Here is a 23,226-nt window from a genome sequence, read left to right as displayed (position 1 = left end):
GACAGGCCCTCCGGCCGCTGTCACCGTCTCCCACCGCCTTGTGCAGGGCCGCACGCACGCGCACCGGGAGTCCACATGGACCCAGCCGACCTCTCAGCGGTGTTCTACGGGGAGGGTCCCGTCCCTGTCCTGTGGGCCACCCACTGCCCCGTGCACTTCGACGTGTGGCTGGCGTTCGCCCAGCCGCCGTCCTCGCGGGGGGACGCCGACGGCCCGGGGCCCGTGGCCCGGACGGGAGAGCGGGGACGGCAGGACCTGATCCTCGCGATCCGTGAGGAGTTCGGCGTCGAGCAGGTGCTGGAGCGTTTCCAGAACCGCGGGCTGATGGAGAAGTGCCGTCCGATCGCCGCCGGCAGCTTCGTGGCGGCACAGCTGACTCTGAAGGAGCTCGTCAGCGACGTCCTGCCCCTGACCAGTCTGGCCGGTGCGGTGCGTGTCGCCCACGAACTCGCCCGGAACGGTGGGGCCGAAGGCATCGAAGCAGCCCTCGCCGGACACGTCAGGACCCCTGCCACCAGCGAGATCCACGACAGCATGGAGCGCCGGCAGGAACGCGGCCGTCATGTCACCTGGCTGCTGAGGCTGCTGCACCGCATCGTGCGGAACGCGCGGCCCGACCTGGGCCGGGGTGAGACGAGGGAACGGGCCGTGACCGACGTGCTGGTCGACCTGCTGGACGCCGTCGTCGTGGACACCGGCCCCGTGCGTCGGCCGCACGCACCCGCCGGGCGGGTGGCCGACCGGAGACAGAAGTATCCGGTCGTGTCCGTGACGACGAACCGGCCCGCGACCGGAGCGGTCGTACGGTCCCGCCGCACGATCAAAGCCGACGCGGCGGAGCAGGTCTTCTCGGTCGACACCGCCTCCATCGGCTGGGCCGTGGTCGACAGCGGTATCGATCCGCGGCACCCCGCCTTCCACGACTGGGACACCACCGGCCCGACGCCGCAGCGACTGGAGACGCGTATCGCCCGCTCCTTCGACTTCACCGGCGTACGGGAGAAACTCTCCGCCGACGTGCTCGTGGGCGGCTTGGTCAACTGGGCGGCCGCCCTGCCGTCCGTCGAGACCACCACGCCCCCGGATCAGCCCCCACGGCCACCGCCCGGCGACCAGCACGGCACCCACATCGCCGGCATCATCGGCGGCTGGTGGCCGGAGCTGGACTTCCGCGGCATCTGCCCGCGCATCCGGCTCTACGACTTCCGAGTCCTCGACGACGACGGAGGGGGTGACGAGTTCTCCATCGTCACCGCGCTGCAGGCGATCCGTCACATCAACGAGCAGGCCGGGCGGTTCATCGTCGCCGGGGTCAACATCAGCCTGTCGGTCCCGCACGACGTGGCCAGTCACTCCACCGGATGGACTCCCGTGTGCGTCGAATGCGACCGTCTGACGCGGTCGGGCGTCGTGGTCGTCACCGCGGCCGGCAACGCGGGGTTCGCGGGCACCGCGCGGACCGTGGGCGCCGACTACCGGGACATCAGCATCTCCGACCCCGGAAACGCGGATTCCGTCATCACCGTCGGCTCCACCCACCGCAGCAACCCGCACCGCCATGGCGTCAGTTACTTCTCCAGCCGGGGCCCCACCGGGGATGGGCGGCCCAAGCCGGACCTCGTGGCGCCGGGGGAGGACATCGACGGCCCCATCCCCGGCGAGGGCATCGCCGCCATGCACGGAACCAGCCAGGCGGCGGCCCATGTCAGCGGAGCCGCGGCCATGCTGCTGGCCCGCCACCGGGAGCTGCTCGGCCGCCCGGAACGCGTGAAGGAGATCCTCTGCGCCACGGCCACGGACCTCGCTCGCGAACGTCACTTCCAGGGCCACGGACTCGTCGACGTGCTCCGTGCCATCCAGTCCGTCTGACGGAACGGTCCACCAGCCAGGAGCCGACATGCTCACCTTCGACTTCCTCGACGCCCGCCACGGCGACTGCTTCCTGGTCCACTGGGGCTCACCTCACGAGCGGGTCATGCTTGTCGACGGCGGTCCCGGCGCCGTCTACCGGGCCACACTCCGCGGCCGGCTGCAGCGGCTCGGCAAACCTGACGGCGGCGCCCCGCCGCACCTCGACGTCGTGTGCGTCTCCCATGTCGACGAGGACCACGTCGGCGGGCTCGTCCAGCTCTTCCGCGACATGAGGCAGGCCCAGCAGGACGGGGACGCCCCGCCGTACGCGGTGGACGCCCTGTGGTTCAACTCCGTGGAGGAACTCGTCGACCGGCGCGCCCCCGGGCTGAGCGCCTCCGTACGGCCACTCCTCGAACGCGCCGCCACCGACGCGGCGGTCGGGGCGAGCTACAACCAGGGCCGCGACATCCGTAACGCGGCGACCGCGCTGCACCTGGACGGCAACGCCCCGTTCGGCGGCCCGCTCACCGAGGGCGCCGAGACCGTTCTCGAAGACCTGGACGTCACGGTCGTCGCGCCGGACCAGGAAGCGCTGGAGGAGCTGGAGGAGAGGTGGCGCAAGGCGAAACAACGCGGCGACCCCGACGTCATCACCGCCGGCTACACCGACGGGTCGGTGCCGAACCTCTCCAGCATCGTGCTGCTGCTGCGCCACGAGGGCCGCACCGCCCTGCTCACCGGTGACGCCCGCGGCGACCACGTCCTGACCGGGCTGCGCGAGCTGGGCCTGCTCAACGACTCGGAACCCCTCCACCTCGACCTGCTCAAACTGCCGCACCACGGCAGCGAGCGCAACGTGGAGGCGGGCTTCTTCGAGCAGGTGCGTGCCGACCACTACGTCATATCCGCCGACGGCGTCCGCCACCATCACCCCAGCGAGGACACTCTGCGCTGGCTCGTCGAGTCCCGGGCACCGGACGACGAGTACGTCATCCACCTGACCAACCACATCCCGTTCGCTGAGGAGGAACTGACGCGACTGAGCGAAGGCCGGGCCTTCGGCTTCGACGTCCGGGCGCCCGCCGAGCAAGCGCTCCTCATCACGATCGGAGACCCGCCATGACCACCTCCCGGCAGGCCCCCGTCCCTTCCGCGCCCCCGGCCGGCTCCGCGCCGGACGCCGGACCGCAGTGGGCCGTCGACTCGCCCGCTGCCGGCACCGGCCTCGCGGCCCGGCCCTGCGGCGACGCCCTCCGCCCCGCCGAACCTCCCGCCACCGCGCACCCGGTCGCGCTCGCCCTGTCCGGTGGCGGGTTCCGTGCCACCCTCGCCGCCCTGGGGTTCGTGCGGCTGCTGGCCGATACCGGGCTGCTCTCCCGGCTGCGGTACTCCTCGTCCGTGTCCGGTGGGTCGATCGCCAACGGCTGCCTCGCCACGGCCTGGCCCGCATTGCGGCGGGAGAACTTCACCACGGGCGCCGTCGACGAACTGGTCGTCGCGCCGGTCGTGGACCGCGTCTCGTCCCGTTCCCTCAAGCGCGCCCTCCTCCGCGGCCTGTGGCGGACCATCGGCCCCTCGACCCGTACGGATCTCCTCGCCGGGCGCCTGGACGAGTGGTTCCTGCGGGAGACCGAACTGGAGAACCTGGACCCCGAGGTGCGATGGATCATCAACGCGGCCAACCAGACCACCGGTGTCCGCTTCACTTTCGAACGCGACGTGTACGGCGACTACACCATCGGCCTGGCCCCCACGGCAGGCACGGGGCTGCGGCTGAGCCGCGCCGTGTCCGCCTCCGCCGCGGTGCCAGGCGCGTTCCCACCGGTCGTCCTCGACAAGGCGGCCTTCCCGTGCGCCACCCACCCGCCCGCGTTGCTCGACGGTGGTACGTACGACAACACCGGTCTGGAAGCCATCGACTCGGACCGCTACCGGCACACGTTCCTGTGCGCCCTCAACGCCGGAGGCCTGCTGCGTCCTGGTGTGTACGGGCGCGTCCCCGTCGTCCGGGACCTGGCCCGGGCCAACTCCCTGCTGTACCGGCAGAGCACCGGGCTGCGGACCCATGCCGTCGTCGAACGCTTCGAGCGGGCGAGGGCCGCGGGCCCGGACGGCGAACTGCCGCGCGGTGCCCGCCGCGGCATCCTCGTCCAGCTCTCCACCGCGTTCCCGCCGGACGGTTCGGACGCGCTGCGGCGCTGGCACGCGGCCTTTCCCGAGCGACCGGTCCACGACGGCCGCCATCTCGCCCTCGTCCCGACCGTGTTCGACCGCCTCGACCCGGGCCTGTGCCGTGCCCTGGTCCACCGCGGCTGGTGGCTCGGGGGCGCGGCCCTGGCGCTGCACCACCCGGGCCTGCTCCCGGACGACCTGACGCTGATGCTCCCGCCTCCGCAGGGATGAGACATCCGGGTCGGCCACCGGACACGCTGTCCCGACCGGTCGTGGATCGCGGACAGAAGGTGACCGCAAGCCTTCCTAGGGTCGTGGCATGACTCAGACGCAGAGGATTCTTGTCACCGGCGCCACCGGAACCGTCGGCCGTCAGGTCGTCGCCGAACTGCTCGACCGGGGGCACGAGGTGCGTGCCCTGACGCGCGACGCCGCGAAGGCCGCCTTCCCGGCCGGGGTCGACGTCGTCGAGGGTGACCTGAACGAGCCGGACGGGCTGGCCCCGGCCCTGGAGGGCGTCACCGGCCTCCACCTGATCACCTTCGGCGGTGCCGCCTTCAGTCCGCTGGAGTCCGGCCCCCGGATCCTGGAACTCGCCCGCTCCGCCGGGGTCCGCCGTGTCACGGTGCTGCACGGCGGCGGCCCCACCCCGCTGGAGGACGCGGTACGGGCCGACGAGGGTGTGGACTGGACGGTGCTCATGCCGGTCGAGTTCATGGCCAACGCCCTGGAGTGGGCGGACGGGATCGTGACGGCGGGGGAGGTACGGGAGCCCTTCGTGGACCGGCTCAGCGCCATGGTCCACGAGGGGGACATCGGCGCCGTCGCGGCCGTCGCGCTCACGGAGGAGGGGCACGGCGGCCAGGAGTACGTCATCACCGGCCCCGAGGTGCTCACGGTCGGCGACAAGGTGAAGACGATCGCCGCGGCCGTCGGCCGGGAGATCACCCTCGTCGAGCTGACCGAGGAGCAGGCACTCGCACAGTGGCGGGCGGCGGGTCTCGCGGAGGACGTCATCGGCTTCCTGCTCATGGCGTACGGCGACACCCCCGAAGTGGGCCGTACGGTCTCCGGCACCGTCGAGAAGGTCACCGGACGACCGGCGCGCACCTTCGCCCGGTGGGCCGCCGACCACGCGGACGCGTTCACACGGCCGTCCTGACTGTCTCGTATTGAGACACCCGGGCCGGAAGCCGGTCCGTCAAGATCGGCAAGGGGGTGTGACCGCAGCAAGGTGCGGCCGTCGGCATGCGAGAAATCGCCGACCGCACGGCCGCACACCCGAAGAAAGGTGACCACCATGGCCCTCGCACTCCTCCGGCGCAGGTGGCTCAAGAACACCCCCGCCGCAGCGGCGGGCCTCGCCCTCCCCCTCCCCTCCGGCGCGGGCGCCGTCGCCCGTGAGGTCGTCGACCCGATGGGCTCGCCCCTGGCGGCCGCGGACGTCACCGTCACCGCCCTGGACACCCACCGCGTCGCCGCCCGCGGCACGACCGACCCGTACGGCTACTTCCTCGCGGCGCTGCCGCCCGGCCGGTACAGCCTGCTCATCTCGGCGGAGGGCCTGCGGCCGCACCGCGAGACGATCGAGACCGGCCCGGGCACCCCGACGGCCACCGAGCGCGTCTGGCTGCAACCCGCCGAGGCGCTCCAGCTTCCGACGCCCGGCACCTGGCTCTTCGACCCGCCGCACACCGCGATCCGGTTCATCGCCAAGCACGTCGGAATGGCCCATGTCCACGGCCGCTTCGAACGCTTCGAGGGCGGCATCCGGATCGCCCCGGACATGGCCGACTCCCGTGTGCACGTCCGCATCGACGCCTCCAGCATCACCACCGGCAACACCACCCGCGACAACCACCTGAGGTCCGCGGACTTCCTCGACGTCGAACGCTTCCCGTACATCGACTTCACGAGCGCGCGCTTCGCCTACCGGGGCGGCAGCAAGTGGACACTGCAGGGCTCCCTCACCATGCACGGCGTCAGCCGCTCGGTGGCACTGGACACGACGTACCTCGGCACCGTGAACGGCGGATACGGCCAGGAACTGCGCTGCGCGGCCCTGGCGACGGCGGAACTCCACCGCGAGGACTACACCCTCAACTGGCGTTCCATGCTGGCCCGGGGCATCGCGGTGGTGGGCCCGACGGTCCAGCTGGAACTCGACGTCCAGGCGATGTACCGCACCCACGACACCCCGACCCCGCCGGAATAGCGGCCCGGCCCGGGCCTTCCGAGACCCAGGCCGTACGGGCGGGCTGCGCCTACCCGGCGTCCGGCCACACCTGCGGCGGCCGGGGCGGTTGTGGGTCGGTCCGCCGCTCCGTCGCCCGGGCATTCTCCTCGCGCAGGGCGGTCAGCCACGGCCACAGATCGGGCAACGGCTGCCGGGAGCACGCCAGTCGGTGCTCGATCCGGCAGAGCTGCGACCCGTCGGGTGGGCACACGCCGTACACCGTGACCCTGCCGTCCGAGAGAGTGATCCACCGGTGTCCGGCGGGCACCAGATGCGCCGGCACCTCCACTTTCGGCTCCAGCAGAACCCATTCGTGCTCCAGCGTCGCCACGCGATCCTGCGGCAACCGGCAGTGCGGACACGCGTCCTGGCCGACCTGCAAGCGGCGCAGCCCGTCATCGACAGCCCTCATACGGCCAGAGTCCGCAGGCAGCGGCACGGCGAGTAGAGGGCGAACCGGACGGGGCAGCGGAGTCGCTCCGAGACGGGAGGGGCGAAACGAGGCACGGCAGGTTCAACCAGCAACCACCGCCCGAGTCCCGGCGGCCGATACGCGACGGGACCCGGGCCGTCCCGCGCCCCGCAATAATCCCTGGCCCTCGTCGCATTGCCCTCCCTACACTCACCTGCACCGAGGTGACGAGCGAAGGGAGAGGGCCATGCGTGACCGCACCGCTGTCGCCGTCTCCCTGCCGCGCTACGAGGTGATCCTCGTGTCTTCGTCGTCCCGGTGCCCGCTGCGCGGCGGCACCGGCTGACCGGACGAAGAAGCGCCAGATCCACAAGCGCTCTGACGTGATGTCAGGATGGGCAAGACGCCCGCCCTGCCCGTCTCGCCCGGCAATCGCGCTGCCCCATTTCGCGATCGCACCGAAAGGCCCTGGGCCGTGCGCACCCACCTCAACCCGCTCGCCGCCGTCCGCAACCTCGGCATCCTCGCCCACGTCGACGCGGGCAAGACCACCGTCACCGAACGGATCCTGTTCGCCACCGGCACCACGCACAAGCGCGGCGAGGTCCACGACGGCACCACCGTCACCGACTTCGACCCGCAGGAGCGAGACCGCGGCATCACCATCTTCGCCGCCGCGGTGAGCTGCGCCTGGGACGGGCACCGGATCAACCTCATCGACACCCCCGGGCACATCGACTTCGCCGACGAGGTGGAGCGTGCGCTGCGGGTGCTCGACGGCGCGGTGGCCGTGTTCGACGCGGTGGCCGGCGTCGAGCCGCAGAGCGAGTCGGTGTGGCGGCAGGCCGACCGGCACGGCGTGCCGAGGATCGCCTTCGTCAACAAGATGGACCGCGCCGGGGCCGATCTCGACGCGGCCGTGGCGTCGATCCGGGAGCGACTGCACCCGGCGCCCCTGGTCGTGCAGGTGCCGATCGGCACGGAGGACACCTTCACCGGCGTCGTCGACCTGGTGCGTATGCGCGCACTGCTGTGGGACGACGGCGGCTCCGTCGAGGAGACGCCGGTGCCGGACGGCCTGCGGAGCGAAGCCGTCGCCCGCCGCCGGGCGCTGGACGAGGCCGTGGCGGAGCTGCACCCGGGCGCACTGGAGGAGTTCTGCGACACGGGCACCCTCTCCGAGGGGACCCTGTCCTCGGCGTTGCGCGAGGTGACCCGGGACGGTGTCGGCGTGGTCGTGCTGTGCGGCTCCGCCTACCGCAACCGCGGTGTCGAGCCGCTGCTCGACGCGGTCGTGGCCTATTTGCCGTCGCCCCTGGACGTGCCGCCGGTCCCCGGCACGCACGAGGGTGAGGAGCAGACACGCCCCGCCGACCCGGAGGCCCCGGCCGCCGCCCTGGCGTTCAAGGTGCACGCCACCCCGACGGGACGGCTGACCTATCTGCGGATCTACTCGGGCACGATCGAGAAGGGAGACACCCTGTGGGACGCGACCGCGCGGCGCACCGAGCGGATCGGGCGGATCCTGCGCGTCCGGGCCGACCGGCACGCCCCGCTGGACCGGGCCGTCGCCGGGGACATCGTCGCCGTGGTCGGGCTGAAGTCCGCCCGCGCCGGCTCGACCCTGTGCGCACCGGGCGCGCCGCTCGTCCTGGAGCCGCCCGGCGTGCCCGAGCCGGTGGTGTCGGTCGCGGTGGAGTCCCGCCGCGCAGGTGACACGGACCGGCTGGCGTCGGGGCTGTCCCGGCTGACCGAGGAGGACCCCTCGCTGGTCGTGCGGACCGACCCGGAGACCGGGCAGACGGTGCTGTCCGGCATGGGCGAACTGCACCTGGAGGTGGCGGTGGAGAAGCTCCGGCGCGAGCTGGCGCTGGAAGTCAACGTCGGCCGTCCCCGGGTCAGTTATCGCGAGACCGTCGGCCGGGGCGTGTCCGGACTGGTGTTCCGGCACGTCAAGCAGGACGGCGGGGCGGGGCAGTTCGCCCATGTCGTCCTCGACGTGGAGCCGCATGAGGAGGGAGGGTTCGAGTTCCGCTCGGCGGTCGTCGGCGGGCGGGTGCCGCAGGAGTACGTCCGGGCGGTCGAGGCGGGGTGCCGGGACGCCCTCGCCGAGGGGCCGCTCGGCGGGCACCCGGTGACGGGCCTGCGCGTCACGCTCACCGACGGGGCGACCCATGTGAAGGACTCCTCGGACACGGCGTTCCGCACGGCCGGCCGCCTCGGTCTCCGTGAGGCCCTGCGCGCCTGCGCGATGGTCCTGCTGGAGCCGGTCGTCGAGGTCACGGTCACCGTGCCCGAGGACGCGGTCGGCGGTGTGCTCGGCGATCTCGCCGCCCGGCGCGGCCGGGTGACCGGCTCGGTCACCCGCGCGGGTGCGGCGATCGTCACCGCGACCGTGCCGCTGGCCGAACTGTTCGGCTACGCGACCCGGTTGCGCAGCCGCACGCAGGGCCGTGGCACCTTCACGGCCCGTCCCACCGGCTACGCGCCGGCGCCGGTCGCGTCGCCGGAGCGGTAGCGCACGGGGCGGGCCCCTCCCTTCCTCACCCGAAGGGAGGGGCCCGCCGGTCCGCCCCGTCCTTCGAGCTACCGGTCCGCCCCGTCCCGCGGGCTACGGGTACGACACCACCGTCGACGGCACGGTCGACGTCCCCGACGTCGGCGACCCCGTGTCGTTGATGACCCGCTCATACTGCCCATTGCCCCCCAGCGAGACCACGAGCAGGTCGTGGAAGCGCACCCCGGGCCGGTTCGGCGCCGCGAAGCCGTGGTGCTGCACGATGCCCGGGTCGACGTTGTAGTAGCAGTAGCTGCCCAGGCCCCAGCCCTCGTGGCTGGTCACCGCGTCCCCGACCCGGTAGGCCGCGTAGCCCTTGACCGAACCGTTCTGGATCGCGGCCTGGTTCGGGGCGTCGTACGCCTTCTCGTTCTGGTAGAAGATCGTGCGGCCGCGCTCGCCGAACCACTGCACGTCGTACTTGTTGAAGTGCTCCACGAACAGCCCGGTCGCCAGCACGTCGTGGCCGTTGACGACGACGCCGTAGTCCGCCCGGTTGGTCTCCCAGCCGACGCCGTCGCCGTGGTCGGCGCGCCAGACCCAGGTGTGGTCGACGATGGTGTGCCGGCTGTTGACGACCATGCTGGTGGTGGCCTTGCCCGGGCCCGCCCCGCCGATGCGGACGAACACGTCCTGGACGGTCGTCGGGTTGGCGGAGTGGTCCCGCCAGGCGCCGCGCGGGCCGATCTCCAGCAGGGTGGCGGAGTTGACCGGCCCGGCGTCGACGAGGAACCCGGCCAGACGTACGCCGTCGACGTCGGCGACCTTCAGCGCGGTGACGCCGTTGTCGGGGATGAGCGTGGCGTAGCCGAGGCCGAGCACCACGGTGCCGGCCCTGTCCACACGCACCGGCTGGTCGAGGTGGTAGATCCCCGGCGTCAGCAGCAGGTGGAGTCCCTCGGCGAGGGCCTGGTTGAGCGTGGCCGCCGAGACGCCGGGCTTGGCGACGTAGAAGCGCGACAGGGGCAGCGAGGTGCCCCTCGGGGTGCCGTTGCCCCAGGTGACGCCTCGGGCGTTGGTCCGCTTCTCCGGCAGGAAGACCCGGTACTCGCTGCCGCTGAGGTACAGGAACGGCTTCTCGCGGGAGACCGGCGTCGTGGCCAGAGTGGTGTACGGCGGGTTCGGGAAGCCCTGCGCGGGGGCGCCCTCGACACCGGAGAACACCATGTTCCACACGCCGTTGAGCCAGCCGCCGATCGCGCTGTCCCGGGTGTACCACTGCTGCTGGGAGTACGGCTGCACCTGGCCGTCGATCCGGCTGTCTGCGATGTAGCCGCCGCTGGACCAGCCGTAGCCGGTCGGGGCGAGGTTGAGGTTGCCGCGGATGTGCATCCGGCGGAACGGGGCCGCCTGCGAGACCGCCCAGCGGTTGGTGCCGTTCACGGGCACGACCGCGAGGTTCTCGGCCGAACGCCAGAAGTTCTGCGTGGCGTTGCCGTTGAACCAGCCCGCGTCGACGGTGATGTCGCCGTTGATGGTGGTGTCGTCGGGGGAGAGGCCGAGACCGGAGATCGAGGTGTAGAAGCCGATCTGCGCGTTGAGGCCGTGATAGGTGCCGGGTTTGAACAGCAGCTGGTAGCGGCCGGTGCCGAACTGGGCCGACTCCTGCTGCCGGAAGATCTCGTCGAGTCTGCCCTGGATGTCCGGCGTCGCCGGGTCGAAGACCAGCACGTTCGGGCCGAGATCGCCACCGCCGGGCAGGGCGCGCGGCTTCCTGCGCACGGGGGTCTTCGGGGTGCCGGGGGCGGCCGAGGCCGTGCCGGGCAGTGCCGCGAGTACGGAGGCGGCCGCGGCGGCGCCGAGGACGGCCCGGCGGCCGGGTGCGGGCAGGCGGGATGACGGGGAGTCAGAGTGCATGGGGCGGCTCTCCTGGTTCAGGAAGTGAACGGAGTGGGGTGCGGGGAGCGCTCTCTCGCCGCTGAATGGTTCATCCGTGGAACAGATGCGTCAAGGGGTCCGGCGCGAGTTCCAAGAGTGTGTCCAAACCCTTGACGGGACTGCCTTACGCGGATTAACTCACGTCCTAAATTAAGCCATGACGGCTCCCCTCGCGTCGAGTGCGGAAGGGGGCCGTACTCCCGGAAGAGAGCCAGGAGCAGCCATGCGCAGCATCCGAGCCGCGGCGGCAGGCGCCGTCACACTGTCACTGGCCCTCGCGGCCACGGCCTGCGGAGGCGGCTCCGCCACCGGCGGCGGATCGAACGATTCGCCGAAGACGCTCACCTACTGGGCGTCCAACCAGGGCGCCGGCATCGAGGTCGACAAGAAGGTCCTCCAGCCCGAACTCGACAAGTTCGAGAAGCAGACCGGCATCAAGGTGAAGCTGGAGGTCGTCCCCTGGTCGGACCTGCTCAACCGCATCCTCACCGCCACCACCTCCGGCCAGGGCCCGGACGTGCTGAACATAGGCAACACCTGGAGCGCCTCGCTCCAGGCCACGGGCGCGCTGCTGCCCTGGGACGCCGAGAACTTCGGCAAGATCGGCGGCCGGGACCGGTTCGTCGACTCGGCACTCGGCTCCACCGGCGCGGAGGGCAAGGACCCGGCGGCGGTGCCGCTGTACTCGATGTCGTACGCGCTCTACTACAACAAGAAGCTGTTCGCCGACGCCGGCATCTCCAAGCCCCCGGCCACCTGGGACGAGCTCGTCGCCGACGGTAAGAAGCTGTCCAAGGACGGCAAGTGGGCCCTGGGCATGGAGGGTTCGAACCCGTCGGAGAACATCCACCACGCCTTCGTCTTCGCCAAGCAGCACGGCGCCGACTTCTTCACCGCCGACGGCAAGGCCGACTTCACCGGGGACGGGACGGTCGCCGCGGTCAAGCAGTACGTCGATCTGATGGCCAAGGACAAGGTCATCGCGCCCGGCAACGCCGAGTACGCTCAGAACCAGTCCGTCAGCGACTTCGCCAAGGGGAAGACGGCGATGCTGCTGTGGCAGTCGGCGTCCGCCAACCTCGAGTCGCAGGGCATGAGCAAGGACGACTACGGCATCGCCCCCGTGCCCGTCCGGTCCGGCACCCCCGGCACCGGCAAGCAGGTCAACTCGATGGTCGCCGGCATCAACCTGGCCGTCTTCAAGAACACCGACAACAGCGACGGCGCCGCCAAGTTCGTGAAGTTCATGACGAGCGACGCCGAGCAGAAGATCCTCAACAAGGCCTACAGCACGATCCCGCCCGTCAAGTCGGCCCAGACGGACGCCGCCTTCGCCACCCCGGCCAACACCGTCCTCAAGGACACCCTCGCGAAGAGCGCCGTGGCACTGCCGCAGGTCGCCGACGAGTCCCAGTTCGAGACGGCCGTCGGCACGGCCGTCAAGAGCCTGTTCGCCGACGCGGCCGCAGGGCGACCGGTCACCACCGGCTCGGTGAAGGCGGCCCTGGAGAAGGCCCAGCAGCAGATGCCGGCGGCCTGACCGACATGACCACCACTGCCCAGGCCGAGAGGCCGGCGGTCCGCAAGAGCACGCCCGGCGCGGCACGCGGCCCCCGCCGCCGCACCGGGCGCGTCCGCCGCGTCGGCCTGCCCTATCTGCTGCTCCTGCCCGCCCTGCTCCTCGAACTCCTCGTCCACCTGGTGCCGATGGTGATCGGCATCGTCATGAGCTTCAAGGAGCTCACGCAGTTCTACATCCGTGACTGGGGCGCCGCCCCCTGGTCCGCCCTCGACAACTACAGGGTGTCGGTGGACTTCGACGCCCCGGTCGGCGAGGCCCTGCTCCACTCGTTCCTCGTCACGATCGCCTTCACCCTGCTGTCGGTGGGCCTGTGCTGGCTGATCGGCACGGCCGCGGCGGTCTTCATGCAGGACACCTTCCGGGGCCGCGGCCTGCTCCGGGCCCTGTTCCTGGTGCCGTACGCGCTCCCGGTCTACGCGGCCGTCATCACCTGGGTCTTCATGTTCCAGCACGACAACGGCCTGGTGAACCACGTCCTGCACGACCAGCTGGGCCTCACCGACAAGCCGTCCTTCTGGCTCATCGGCGACAACAGCTTCATCGCGCTGCTGACGGTGTCGGTGTGGAAGGGCTGGCCGTTCGCCTTCCTCATCGTCATGGCGGGCCTGCAGAACATCCCCGGCGAGTTGTACGAGGCGGCCGCCCTGGACGGCGCCGGCGTCTGGCAGCGGATCCGACGCATCACCCTGCCGTCCCTGCGCCCGGTCAACCAGGTGCTGGTGCTCGTCCTCTTCCTCTGGACGTTCAACGACTTCAACACGCCGTTCGTCCTGTTCGGCAGGACCGCGCCGGAGGCCGCCGACCTCATCTCGGTGCACATCTACCAGGCGTCTTTCGTCACCTGGAACTTCGGCACCGGCTCCGCGATGTCCGTCCTGCTGCTGCTGTTCCTGCTGCTGGTCACGGGCGGCTACCTGGCGCTCACCTCGCGCGGACGGAGAAGGGCCTCATGACCACGTCCCCCATGGCCCCGCCCCGCTCCTTCCTGTGGTCCCGGCGGATCTTCCTGACGCTGCTGACGGGCTTCGTGCTCGTCCCGGTCTACGTCATGGTCTCCAGCTCGCTGAAGCCCCTGGCGGACGTGACGGGCAAGTTCCGCTGGCTGCCGAGCGAGCTGACGATCCGCCCGTACATCGACATCTGGTCGACGGTCCCGCTGGCCCGCTACTTCGTCAACTCCCTCGTGGTGGCCGGAGCGGCGACGGTCTGCTCGGTGGTGATCGCGGTCTTCTCCGCGTACGCGGTGAGCCGCTACGAGTTCCGCGGCAAACGCGTCTTCACCGTCACCGTCCTGTCCACGCAGATGTTCCCGGGCATCCTCTTCCTGCTGCCGCTGTTCCTGATCTACGTCAACATCGGCAACGCGACGGGCATCGCCCTGTTCGGCTCGCGCGGCGGCCTGATCCTCACCTATCTCACCTTCTCCCTGCCGTTCTCGATCTGGATGCTGATCGGATACTTCGACTCGGTGCCGCGCGACCTGGACGAGGCGGCCCTGGTCGACGGCTGCGGTCCGCTCGGCGCGCTGTTCCGGGTCGTCGTCCCGGCGGCCGTGCCCGGCATCGTCGCGGTCGCGGTCTACGCCTTCATGACCGCATGGGGCGAGGTGCTGTTCGCCTCGGTGATGACCAACGACACCACCCGCACCCTCGCCGTCGGCCTCCAGGGCTACTCCACCCTCAACGACGTGTACTGGAACCAGATCATGGCCGCCTCGCTGGTCGTCAGCGTGCCCGTGGTCGCGGGCTTCCTGCTGCTCCAGCGCTATCTGGTGGCCGGCCTGACGGCGGGAGCCGTGAAGTGACCGACTCGCCCGTTCCCGAAGGGACTTCCGTGACCATCGACCTCGCCGCACTCCCGCACGACTTCCTGTGGGGCACGGCCACCTCGGCGTACCAGATCGAGGGAGCCGTGGCGGAGGACGGCCGCTCGCCGTCGATCTGGGACACGTTCTCGCACACCCCCGGGAAGACCGCCGGCGGCGACCACGGCGATGTCGCCTGCGACCACTACCACCGCTGGCGCGAGGACATCGCCCTGATGAGCCGGCTGGGCGTGAACGCCTACCGCCTGTCGGTCGCCTGGCCGCGCGTCGTCCCGGGCGGCGACGGCCCCGTCAACGCCAAGGGCCTCGCCTTCTACGACGAGTTGACCGACGGTCTGCTGGAGGCGGGCATCACCCCGTCCGTCACCCTCTACCACTGGGACCTGCCGCAGGCGCTCCAGGACCGGGGTGGCTGGCCGGAGCGCGACACCGCGTCGGCGTTCGCGGAGTACGCCTCGGTCGTCGCAGGGCGCCTGGGCGACCGCGTCTCCCACTGGGCCACCCTCAACGAGCCCCTGTGCTCGGCGTGGATCGGCCACCTCGAGGGCACGATGGCCCCCGGCCTGACGGACCTCACGGCCGCCGTGCGCGCCTCCTACCACCTGCTGCTCGGTCACGGGCTCGCGGCCCGGGCGATCCGTGCGGCGGCCCCGGGAGCGCAGGTCGGCATCGTCAACAACCTCTCCACCATCCACCCCGCGACCGACCGCCCCGAGGATCTCGCCGCCGCCCGCCGCATGGACGGCCACACCAACCGCTGGTGGCTCGACCCGGTGCACGGCAGAGGCTTCCCGTCGGACATGCGCGAGCTCTACGGCGTCGAACTCCCGGAACACCCCGGCGACTCGGCGGCCATCGCCGCCCCCCTGGACTGGCTGGGCCTGAACTACTACTTCCCGCAGACCGTCGCCGACGATCCCGAAGGCCCCGCGCCGTACGCCCGGGCCGTACGCCGTGACGGCGTCCCGCGCACCGGCATGGACTGGGAGATCGACGCGAGCGGCATCGAGTCACTGCTCCTGCGGCTCACCGACGACTACGGGGCGCGCCGGCTGTACGTCACGGAGAACGGCTCGGCCTACCCTGACGTCGTCCGTCCCGACGGAAGGGTCGACGACCCCGAGCGGCAGGAGTACCTGCTGGGTCACCTCGCCGCCTGCGCCTCCGCGGCCCGCAAGGGCGCTCCGCTGGCGGGCTACTTCGCCTGGTCGCTCCTGGACAACTTCGAGTGGGCGTACGGCTACGAGAAGCGGTTCGGGCTCGTGCACGTCGACTACGCGACGCAGAAGCGCACGATCAAGGGCACGGGGCACCGGTACGCCGATGTCGTCCGGGCCCATCGGAGTCAGGCGCGCAAGGCGGCCTGACCCTGGAACACCGCGGTGGGCGGGGATACGGGAGTCCGCGCCCACCGCGTCCCAGGAACTGTTGATGTCAGGAGCATGACGCCATTCCGGTTGAACCGGAGGACAGCCCTGTCGTCCCTACGGGGCTTCCGTCTCCTTCCGCAGCAGCCGCGTGAGGCGTTCGCCGAGCGCCCGGTTGTCGAGCCCCTCCCACTCGACGCCCAGCGAGGCCGCCAGGTCACGCAGATGGAGGTCGGCCAGGGCCTCGGTGAGTTCGGCGAAGGCCCCCGCGGCCGCGCGCCCGCGCCGCACGCCCGAGGCGACGGCGACGCCCCCGACGAGTGCCGCCGGCCACCACCACAGCGCCAGCACCAGATACCCCACGCCCCAGGCACACAGGCGTGCCGCTGCCGTCAACCGGAGGCGCGCGGCCTGCAGTTCGGCACGCGTGCCGTCGGCGGCCAGGAGCCACAGATGGGGCCAGGCGGCCGCCAGTTCCAGCCGGTGGGCGCGCCAGAGCCGTTGCCCGGGCGCGGCGAGGCGGTCTCCCATCCCGAAGGGGTGGCGGGGCGGTGCCGGGGCGATGCGGCCGCGCTCGGCGTGACGACGCTCGGCGATGTCGGCGAGCCGGGCGGCGTCGTCCGCCCCCTCGATACGGGCTCGGCCCGCCGCCACCAGCGCGGTGCGGAAGACGGCGTCGGCCGCGCACCAGCGGCGCGACCGGCGGTCGGCGAGGTACCGCAGCACGGGACCGTGCGGCTCAGCGCACCACAGAAGCTCCACACCCGAGCCCAGGGACTGGGCGGCCGCGCCGGTCACCGCGGCACCGGCCAGCACGCCCGCGGCCGCCAGCGTGATGGTGCCGGCGCTGCGGGACGCGGGGGAGGCGGCGAGCGAGTCCAGCCAGGTCCCCAGCCGCTCCACGTCCGACCAGTGGTCGTGGCCGAGGACCATGGCCGTGGTGCAGGCGGTGAGGAAGAGCAGCCCCGGCAGGGCCAGCGCGGCCAGCCACCGTTCGGCGATCCGGCCGCCCAGCGCGCTCAGGAAGGCGCTGGTCACCGGAGGGGGACCGTGCGCAGCGGCTGCTCGAAGATCCGGCAGTCGGGGTGCGGGGCATCGTCGCCGGGTGCCTCCACGCGCCCGCAGTGGCCCCGTGGGCAGGCGAGCACGTGCAGCGCCGGATGATTCCGCCCGGCGACCGGGAGTTGCTGGTAGCCGGGCGTGAGCGGCGTCGGCGTGGTGCGGTAGGAGCCCAGGCCGGCACTGTGCCCGGCTGCCAGCAACTCCTCCTCCAACTCGTCGAAGGAGTCGTCGAGTTCCTCGGGAGTCCGCCCGGCACGCAGTTCCGAGGTGATGGACTCGATGAGCCGCAGCCCACGCTCACCGAGACCCAGCGATCCGGACACGTCCGTCAGCCGTCGGCAGAGCTCCCCCAACCGGGCGTGTCCGCCTCGTGGCCCGCTTCGCCCGCCGGTCTCGATCTCCACCGCTCTCCCTCGGACGCCGGATGTCGGTCGGCCGCGATTGTACGTCGGCCTCGTCCGGCTTCCGCCGGTCGTACGCCAAGGCCCCGCGGCCGGTTCGCTGTACGAGCGTGTCGCCTCAACACCGGTTCGTCGTACGACCGGTTCGCTGTACGACGGGGTTCGCTGTACGACTCGGTTCGCCGTACACCGTCCGTCCGGAGGCTCGTTCGCTATCGTGAGCATGGGCCGCGCAGCGCCGAGGGGCCGCGGTCACGGCCGTGTGACACCGGGGGTGGGCGTGTTCAACGCGAGTCGCGCGCGAGCGGCGGACGGACCGGAAGGGGAATCGCACGCCGACCGGCAGCTGCTCCACCATCTCCGGACGGGCGACCGGCAGGCCCTCGACCAGGCGATCGCGCTCTACCGGCAGTTGCTCGCCTCAGCGGCACCGGACCCTCGACGGACCGCCGTCCGGGCCGCCAACCTGATGGTCGCCCTCCAGGCCCGTTACCAACTGCTGCGGCTCCCGCACGACCTGGAGGCACTGGTCGACCTGGGCCGTGAACGAGCGGTGTGCGAACCGGTCCGCTCGCAGGACGTACGGCTCCTGGGCCTCGCCTACCAGCAACGGTTCGCGCTTCACGGGCGGCCCGACGACCTCGACCGAGCGGTGGAGACCTTCGACCGGGCGGCTCGCCTCCCCCAGGACGCCGAGACCGTGGCGCAGTCGCTCGGCGCACTCGGGGAGGTGCTGCACCTGCGGCACAAGATCGCCGCGGACCGCGGCGCCGCCGGTGCGGGGACCCGGGCCACCGGCTCCCGGGACGGGGACATCGCCGCCCCCGTCCCCACGGACCTCGTACGCGCGACGGACGCCCAACGGCGCGCGCTCCACGTGCTGCCGAGCGGATCGGACGACCGTCCCGGCTACCGGAGCAACCTGGCCGCGATGCGGTTCGACGCCTACCGGTGGGACGGGGATGTCAGCGCCCTGCGGGAGGCCCTCGACCTGTGGCGCGCCGCGCTGGCCGACATCCCCCAGGGTGAACCCGACCGCCTGCTCGTCCTGCGGAACCTCGCCCAGGCACTGCGCGAGTGGCACGAGCACGCCCCAGAGGAGACCCACCGGTCGGAGATGCTGCACGTGCACCGCACGGCCCTGGCCGCATGCCCGCACGGCCACCCGGACCGTGCCGAACTGCTCGCCTGCCTCGGCATCGCCCTGCGTCTGGCCGCGGAGGCCACCGACGAGCCGGCGTCGCTCGAGGAGTCCGCGGCGTTGCTGCGCGAGGCCTTGACACTGTCTCGCCTCGGCACCCCGGAACACGCCAGGAGACTGAACAGCCTCGGGAACACCCTGCACAGACGGGCGCAGCGCACCGGTGACGCGGCGCTGCTGGACGAGGCCGTCGCCACCCTGCGCAGGGCCCTCGCGGAGCAGGAACCGGGCACGGACATGCATGCCGGGACCCTGGCCAACCTCGCCGTCGCCCTGCGTGAACGCGCCCTCCAGACCGACGATCTGACCGCTCTGCGGGAAGCCTCCCGACTGGCCAGGGAAGCGCTCCACGCCTCACCGGCACCCCCCTCCTCCCAGGCCGCACGGCTCGGCAATCTGGGGGTGGTCCTGCAGAGCTGGCACGGCGTGACCGGAGACACCACGGCTGCCGACGAGGCGATCGACGTGGCCCGTCGGGCGCTCGACCTGGTGCCCGCGGCGGGGCAGCCGCGCGCCGACCGGCTGAACCACCTCGCCAACGCCCTGCGGGCCCGGTTCGCGTCCACCGCCGACGTCGCAGACCTCGACGAGGCCGTCGAACTCCTGGAGGAAGCAGCCCGGCAGGTGCCCTACGGCGATCCGGCCCTCGCGGTGGTCCTCTCCAACCTCGGCTCCGCCCGGCTCACCAAGCACCACGCCACCGGCGAGCCAGGAGAGTTGGAGCAGGCCCTCAGCGAACTGGGCCGCGCCGTATGGGCCGTCACCGAGCACACCTCGAACCACGCCACGTATACAAAGGCGTACGGCGACGCGCTGCGCGCCCTGCACCACCGGGACGGTGACCCCGGAGTGCTCCGTGCCGCCGAGGACGCCTACCGGCAGGCCGCCGAGACCAGGTCCCTGCCCGCCTACGAGCGGGTTCTCGCGGCCTGGGAATGGGGTGCCGCCGCCGCGGACGGCGACCGATGGGACGAGGCCCTCCCGGGCTACGAACTGGCCCTGGAACTCCTGCCCTTCGCCGCGTCCGGCCGACTGGAGCGCAGCGACCAGGAACGCGGTCTGTCCCGAGTGCGGGGCCTGGCCGCCGAAGCCGCCGCGTGCGCGGTCAACGCCGGGCGACCGGAACGCGCGGTGCTGCTGCTGGAACAGGGCCGGGGCGTCCTGCTGGGCCGGGCCATGGCCACCCGTGACGGGCTCGGACGGCTGCGCGGCGCCCACCCCGCTCTCGCCGAGCGCTTCACCCGCCTGCGACAACGGCTCGACGCGCTCGAGGCCGCCGCCGCGGACACCGCCCAGGGCCTGTTGCCGGCCGGCACCACCGACCTGCGCCACACCCTCGCGGCCGAGCTGGAGCACCTCGTCGCCGAGATCCGCGCGCGGCCGGGCTTCTCCGACTTCCTCGGCGCGCCGCCCATCGAGGCGCTGCTGGCCTGCGCCGATCAGGGCCCGGTGGTGCTCGCCTACTGCAGCGAATTCCGCAATGACGCCCTGGTGCTGCGGGACGGCGACGTCCTCCTCGTCCCGTTGCCGCACGCCACCCCGCAGGCCGTCGCCGAGCAGGCAGACCGCCTCGAGCAGGCGCTCGCCGACGCGGCCGACCCCGCCCGTGACCGGGCGGCCCAGCAGACGGTCAGCGAAGTCCTGGCCTGGACCTGGGACCATGTCACCGGCCCGGTGCTCGGCCGGCTCGGGTTGGACGGGCCCACACCCGACGGCGAGTGGCACCGCTTGTGGTGGTCGCCGGGAGGTGCGCTGGCCTCGCTGCCGCTGCACGCGGCCGGTCACCACGGCACGGCCCCGGGCGCCGTGCCGGACGGCGGATCCGTCCCCGCCCCGGTTACGGCCGGGCCGGGACCACGGACGGTACTGGACCGGGTGGTCTCCTCCTACACGCCGACGGTCGGAGCCCTCCGGTACGCCAGGGCCCGGGCCGCCGCCCCCCGTCCGCACGGCCCGCTGCTCGCCGTGGCGCTCCCCGAGACTCCCGGCGCCCGGCCGCTCGGCGGCGCGCGGCGCGAGGTGGAGGTACTGCGCGGGCTCCTGCCGACCACGGTGCTGTCCGAGGAGCGGGCCACCTTCGCACAGGTGATGGAGGCCCTGCCTCGTCATCCCTGCGTGCACTTCGCCTGCCACGGGGTCAGCGAGCCCGCCGATCCCTCGAACGGCCGGCTCCTGGTGTACGACCACGCGACCCGCCCGCTGACGGTCCGGGAGATCTCCCGCCTGGAACTGCCTGCGGCACGGCTCGCGGTGATGTCCGCGTGCGAGACGGCGCGGGGCGGCGGGGAGCTGGCCGACGAGGCGATCCACATCACCTCCGCCTTCCAGCTCGCGGGATATCCCCACGCCGTCGGAACGCTGTGGCCGGTGCACGACGCGGTGGCCGTCCGCGTCACCCGCCTCCTCTACCGGGAGCTGTGCACCGAAGGAGCCGACGACGGACCGGAACTGGACGACACGAGGACGGCCCACGCACTGCACCAGGCGGTTCTGCGGTGCCGCGTCGCCTACGCGGCCAGTCCCAGCCTGTGGGCGGCACACGTGCACGCGGGCGCCTGACGACACCGGCAGCAACGAGGAGGCGGTCACGATGACCCGATGGTGGCGGCGACGAGCCGAGGGAGAAGGCCAGGGCGCCGGCGCGCAGCCGCCGCGGCCCCGACAGGAGCAAGGGGGCAAGCGGGAACACCGGGAACGCAGGGACGGGCAACCGCCTCAGGGCCCGGACGCGCAGGAGCCCGCAGGGGGATCCGGGAACGCGCGACGGCTGGTCGGGGGACACCTCACCATCACGGAGGTGACGGAGGGCCGGCCGGAACAGGAGATCGCCCGCGTGGAGCTCTCCGCCGAACAGATCCACACCATGCGAGCCCGGTCCGCCATCGACACCCTGGGCCCCGAGCACCCGGACGCCCTCACCGCCATGCGCGAACTCGCCCAGGTCCTGGGATCGATCCCGGGGCGGGGCGAGGAAGCCGTCGAGCTCTACCAACACGTGGTACGCACCCAGTGGACCACGCTCGGCGACCGCCACGAGGACACCCTGCGCACCTCCGTCGAGCTGGCCGGACTCCTCCACACCACCGGACAACTGCGGCTCTCCGAGACAGCGTGGCGTGACACCTTCCGCGCCCAGGCGGAGACGCTCGGCCGTGATCACCCGGACACGTTGCGCAGCGCCACCGGACTCGCCGCGGTCCTGGAGGACCTCGGCCGCGCCGCCGAAGCCGAGCCGCTCATCCGGGACGTCCTGGAGCGCCGTGCCCGGCAGCTCGGCCGCGACCACCCCGACGTCCTGTCCGCCACCAACGCCCACGCCGCCTCGCTGCTCAAGTGCGGCCGCCACGAGGAGGCCGAGCGCGCCTTACGCGCCCTCGTGCCCCGACTGGAGGACCTGTACGGGCGCGATCACGAGAGAACGATCGCCGCCCGGAGCAACCTCGGCGCCGTCCTGGTCCGACTGGACCGCCACGCCGAGGCGGAAGAGCACATCCGTGCCGTCGTACGGTCGATGGAGGCGACGTCGGGGCCGCACCACGAGTCCACCTTCACCGCGCGCAACAACCTCGCCGCCGTCCTGCACGCCCAGCAGCGCTACGAGGAAGCCGTGCCCATCCTGCGGGCGATCCTGGGCGGGCGCAGCGCACTCCACGGTGATGATCACCCGATCACGGTCGAAACCCGGGACAACCTCGCCAACGTGCTGATCGATGTGGGGCACCACACGGAGGCCGCCGAGCTGCTCGACCGATGCGTACGCGACTACCGGCGTACCTACGGCCCCGGGCACCCCCGTCCGCGGGCCGCCGAGGAGAGGCTGGCCTGGCTGCGCTCCCCTTGAGAGTGCCGGCACGGGACGCCGGAAAGGAGCCGGCGGGACGCCGTCGAAGCGGCGGACCAGGTGATCCCCGGCTTCTACGCCTGAGCGGCGGCCACCGTGGCGCCGCCCTGTGCCCCGAAGCCCGGTACGGGCCTTGCGAGGTCCGGGTCGCCGAACTCCGCGCGCAGTGCCTCGAACGCGGTCACCTTGTCCGTGCCGAAGCGGCGGATGTGGGCGGCGTACTCGTCGGGGGAGAGGAACGCCGAGGGCCGGGACTTGGTGTGGAACTTGTCCGCGTACATCACCAGCCGCTCCTCCTCCGTCACCGCCAGGTAGTCGGCGGGAGGCAGGGGCAGTCCCTGGCTCACGATGTCGTGCCGGGTGAGTCCGACGCCGGTGTGGTGGGAGCAGAAGCGGCGGAGAGCCTCGGGGAAGCCCTCCGCTTCGAGGATCTCGTGGCCGAGCAGGCCGTGCCGGACGTAGTTCGGGTGGTCCAGGCGTCCCTCGGCGTCGTAGAGGCGGTAGACGCCGATGTCATGGAGGAGGCAGCCGGCACGCACCAGACCGGCGTCGAGGTGAGCGAGGTGGGGCGCCGAAAGGAGTTGCTCGGCGATTGCCCAGACGACCTCGCAGTGCGTGTGGACGAGGACGAACGCCTCGGCGGTGGGCGCGTACTTCTCGTGCAGTGCCTTGATCTCTGCGGGTCCCGGAATGCTCACCGGGGGAGCGTAACAACCGCTGATCCTGCTCAAGTCGGCAAGTTCCCACCGCGCCTGAAATCACGCGATCGGGTGGGGCTGCGGAGAATGGGCACGGGCCTTCTTCGCGGGCCGTTCGAGCTGGTGACGGGGATTTCTCG

Annotated in this window: 17 protein-coding genes; 12 read left to right on the top strand and 5 right to left on the bottom strand. The window is 72.1% G+C overall.

The window, feature by feature from the left end; all coding sequences use genetic code 11:
• The first annotated feature begins 75 nt into the window (after window positions 1-75).
• The 5 genes from BJ965_RS05780 to BJ965_RS05760 all read left to right on the top strand — a co-directional run bounded on the left by BJ965_RS05780 (window position 76) and on the right by BJ965_RS05760 (window position 6,241).
• On the top strand, window positions 76-1,869 hold the full coding sequence (locus tag BJ965_RS05780; protein WP_184907682.1) for a S8 family serine peptidase: 1,794 nt from the start codon (window positions 76-78) through the stop codon (window positions 1,867-1,869).
• Between the two features lie 28 nt (window positions 1,870-1,897).
• Window positions 1,898-2,977, top strand: coding sequence for a ComEC/Rec2 family competence protein (locus BJ965_RS05775; RefSeq protein ID WP_184907681.1), 1,080 nt, complete (start codon window positions 1,898-1,900; stop codon window positions 2,975-2,977).
• Complete coding sequence (locus BJ965_RS05770; protein ID WP_184907680.1) at window positions 2,974-4,257, top strand: patatin-like phospholipase family protein; 1,284 nt, start codon at window positions 2,974-2,976, stop codon at window positions 4,255-4,257. The genes BJ965_RS05775 and BJ965_RS05770 overlap by 4 nt, the downstream gene beginning before the upstream one ends.
• Before the next feature lie 88 nt (window positions 4,258-4,345).
• Window positions 4,346-5,188: an NmrA family NAD(P)-binding protein gene (locus BJ965_RS05765; RefSeq protein WP_184907679.1), complete on the top strand. Its 843-nt coding sequence runs from the start codon at window positions 4,346-4,348 to the stop codon at window positions 5,186-5,188.
• 138 nt (window positions 5,189-5,326) lie between these two features.
• Entirely contained in the window at window positions 5,327-6,241 is a 915-nt protein-coding gene (locus BJ965_RS05760) for a YceI family protein (protein WP_184907678.1), read from the top strand.
• 49 nt (window positions 6,242-6,290) lie between these two features.
• Here the strand turns inward: BJ965_RS05760 and BJ965_RS05755 are convergent, their stop codons facing one another.
• Window positions 6,291-6,674 carry a DUF6083 domain-containing protein gene (locus tag BJ965_RS05755; RefSeq protein WP_184907677.1) on the bottom strand — a complete coding sequence of 128 codons (384 nt, stop codon included), beginning with the start codon at window positions 6,672-6,674 and terminating at the stop codon, window positions 6,291-6,293.
• Window positions 6,675-7,149: 475 nt separating this feature from the next.
• Between BJ965_RS05755 and fusA the strand changes: the two genes are divergently transcribed.
• Window positions 7,150-9,192 carry an elongation factor G gene (fusA, locus tag BJ965_RS05750; protein WP_184907676.1) on the top strand — a complete coding sequence of 681 codons (2,043 nt, stop codon included), beginning with the start codon at window positions 7,150-7,152 and terminating at the stop codon, window positions 9,190-9,192.
• Between the two features lie 93 nt (window positions 9,193-9,285).
• On the opposite strand, the gene BJ965_RS05745 is transcribed toward fusA, so the two are convergent.
• A complete protein-coding gene (locus BJ965_RS05745; RefSeq protein ID WP_184907675.1) occupies window positions 9,286-11,088 on the bottom strand; it encodes a coagulation factor 5/8 type domain-containing protein in 1,803 nt (600 codons plus the stop codon).
• A 244-nt stretch (window positions 11,089-11,332) separates the two neighbouring features.
• Between BJ965_RS05745 and BJ965_RS05740 the strand changes: the two genes are divergently transcribed.
• The 4 genes from BJ965_RS05740 to BJ965_RS05725 are packed head-to-tail and all read left to right on the top strand — an operon-like array spanning window position 11,333 to window position 15,883.
• Window positions 11,333-12,649: an ABC transporter substrate-binding protein gene (locus BJ965_RS05740; protein ID WP_184907674.1), complete on the top strand. Its 1,317-nt coding sequence runs from the start codon at window positions 11,333-11,335 to the stop codon at window positions 12,647-12,649.
• 5 nt (window positions 12,650-12,654) lie between these two features.
• On the top strand, window positions 12,655-13,644 hold the full coding sequence (locus tag BJ965_RS05735; RefSeq protein ID WP_184907673.1) for a carbohydrate ABC transporter permease: 990 nt from the start codon (window positions 12,655-12,657) through the stop codon (window positions 13,642-13,644).
• 11 nt (window positions 13,645-13,655) lie between these two features.
• A complete protein-coding gene (locus BJ965_RS05730; RefSeq protein WP_184916811.1) occupies window positions 13,656-14,495 on the top strand; it encodes a carbohydrate ABC transporter permease in 840 nt (279 codons plus the stop codon).
• Between the two features lie 29 nt (window positions 14,496-14,524).
• Window positions 14,525-15,883, top strand: coding sequence for a GH1 family beta-glucosidase (locus BJ965_RS05725; RefSeq protein WP_184907672.1), 1,359 nt, complete (start codon window positions 14,525-14,527; stop codon window positions 15,881-15,883).
• 117 nt (window positions 15,884-16,000) lie between these two features.
• Here BJ965_RS05725 and BJ965_RS05720 read toward each other — a convergent pair whose 3' ends face one another.
• Both BJ965_RS05720 and BJ965_RS05715 read right to left on the bottom strand, forming a co-directional pair.
• The gene (locus tag BJ965_RS05720) at window positions 16,001-16,921 is read right to left on the bottom strand and encodes a hypothetical protein (RefSeq protein WP_184907671.1); all 921 of its coding nucleotides are present in this window, start codon (window positions 16,919-16,921) and stop codon (window positions 16,001-16,003) included.
• On the bottom strand, window positions 16,918-17,349 hold the full coding sequence (locus BJ965_RS05715; RefSeq protein ID WP_313666729.1) for a hypothetical protein: 432 nt from the start codon (window positions 17,347-17,349) through the stop codon (window positions 16,918-16,920). The genes BJ965_RS05720 and BJ965_RS05715 overlap by 4 nt, the downstream gene beginning before the upstream one ends.
• Window positions 17,350-17,626: 277 nt before the next feature.
• Here BJ965_RS05715 and BJ965_RS05710 point away from each other — a divergent pair, with 277 nt between their 5' ends.
• Complete coding sequence (locus tag BJ965_RS05710; RefSeq protein ID WP_313666728.1) at window positions 17,627-21,106, top strand: CHAT domain-containing protein; 3,480 nt, start codon at window positions 17,627-17,629, stop codon at window positions 21,104-21,106.
• 238 nt (window positions 21,107-21,344) lie between these two features.
• Complete coding sequence (locus BJ965_RS05705; RefSeq protein ID WP_313666727.1) at window positions 21,345-22,388, top strand: tetratricopeptide repeat protein; 1,044 nt, start codon at window positions 21,345-21,347, stop codon at window positions 22,386-22,388.
• Between the two features lie 74 nt (window positions 22,389-22,462).
• Here BJ965_RS05705 and BJ965_RS05700 read toward each other — a convergent pair whose 3' ends face one another.
• The gene (locus tag BJ965_RS05700; protein ID WP_184907668.1) at window positions 22,463-23,086 is read right to left on the bottom strand and encodes an HD domain-containing protein; all 624 of its coding nucleotides are present in this window, start codon (window positions 23,084-23,086) and stop codon (window positions 22,463-22,465) included.
• Between the last annotated feature and the right edge of the window lie 140 nt (window positions 23,087-23,226).

Source organism: Streptomyces luteogriseus (genome assembly GCF_014205055.1).
In the GTDB taxonomy this organism is placed as follows: domain Bacteria; phylum Actinomycetota; class Actinomycetes; order Streptomycetales; family Streptomycetaceae; genus Streptomyces; species Streptomyces luteogriseus.
The sequence above is the reverse complement of the archived record's forward strand: the minus strand, read 5'-3'. Positions and strand labels throughout refer to the sequence as shown.

Bases quoted from the DNA above. Each gene is read 5' to 3' on its own strand.
- BJ965_RS05755 (WP_184907677.1), bottom strand. From the start codon at position 6,674: ATGAGGGCTGTCGATGACGGGCTGCGCCGCTTGCAGGTCGGCCAGGAC.
- BJ965_RS05775 (WP_184907681.1), top strand. From the start codon at position 1,898: ATGCTCACCTTCGACTTCCTCGACGCCCGCCACGGCGACTGCTTCCTG.
- BJ965_RS05770 (WP_184907680.1), top strand. From the start codon at position 2,974: ATGACCACCTCCCGGCAGGCCCCCGTCCCTTCCGCGCCCCCGGCCGGC.
- BJ965_RS05745 (WP_184907675.1), bottom strand. From the start codon at position 11,088: ATGCACTCTGACTCCCCGTCATCCCGCCTGCCCGCACCCGGCCGCCGG.
- BJ965_RS05735 (WP_184907673.1), top strand. From the start codon at position 12,655: ATGACCACCACTGCCCAGGCCGAGAGGCCGGCGGTCCGCAAGAGCACG.
- BJ965_RS05730 (WP_184916811.1), top strand. From the start codon at position 13,656: ATGGCCCCGCCCCGCTCCTTCCTGTGGTCCCGGCGGATCTTCCTGACG.
- BJ965_RS05780 (WP_184907682.1), top strand. From the start codon at position 76: ATGGACCCAGCCGACCTCTCAGCGGTGTTCTACGGGGAGGGTCCCGTC.
- BJ965_RS05765 (WP_184907679.1), top strand. From the start codon at position 4,346: ATGACTCAGACGCAGAGGATTCTTGTCACCGGCGCCACCGGAACCGTC.
- BJ965_RS05760 (WP_184907678.1), top strand. From the start codon at position 5,327: ATGGCCCTCGCACTCCTCCGGCGCAGGTGGCTCAAGAACACCCCCGCC.
- BJ965_RS05740 (WP_184907674.1), top strand. From the start codon at position 11,333: ATGCGCAGCATCCGAGCCGCGGCGGCAGGCGCCGTCACACTGTCACTG.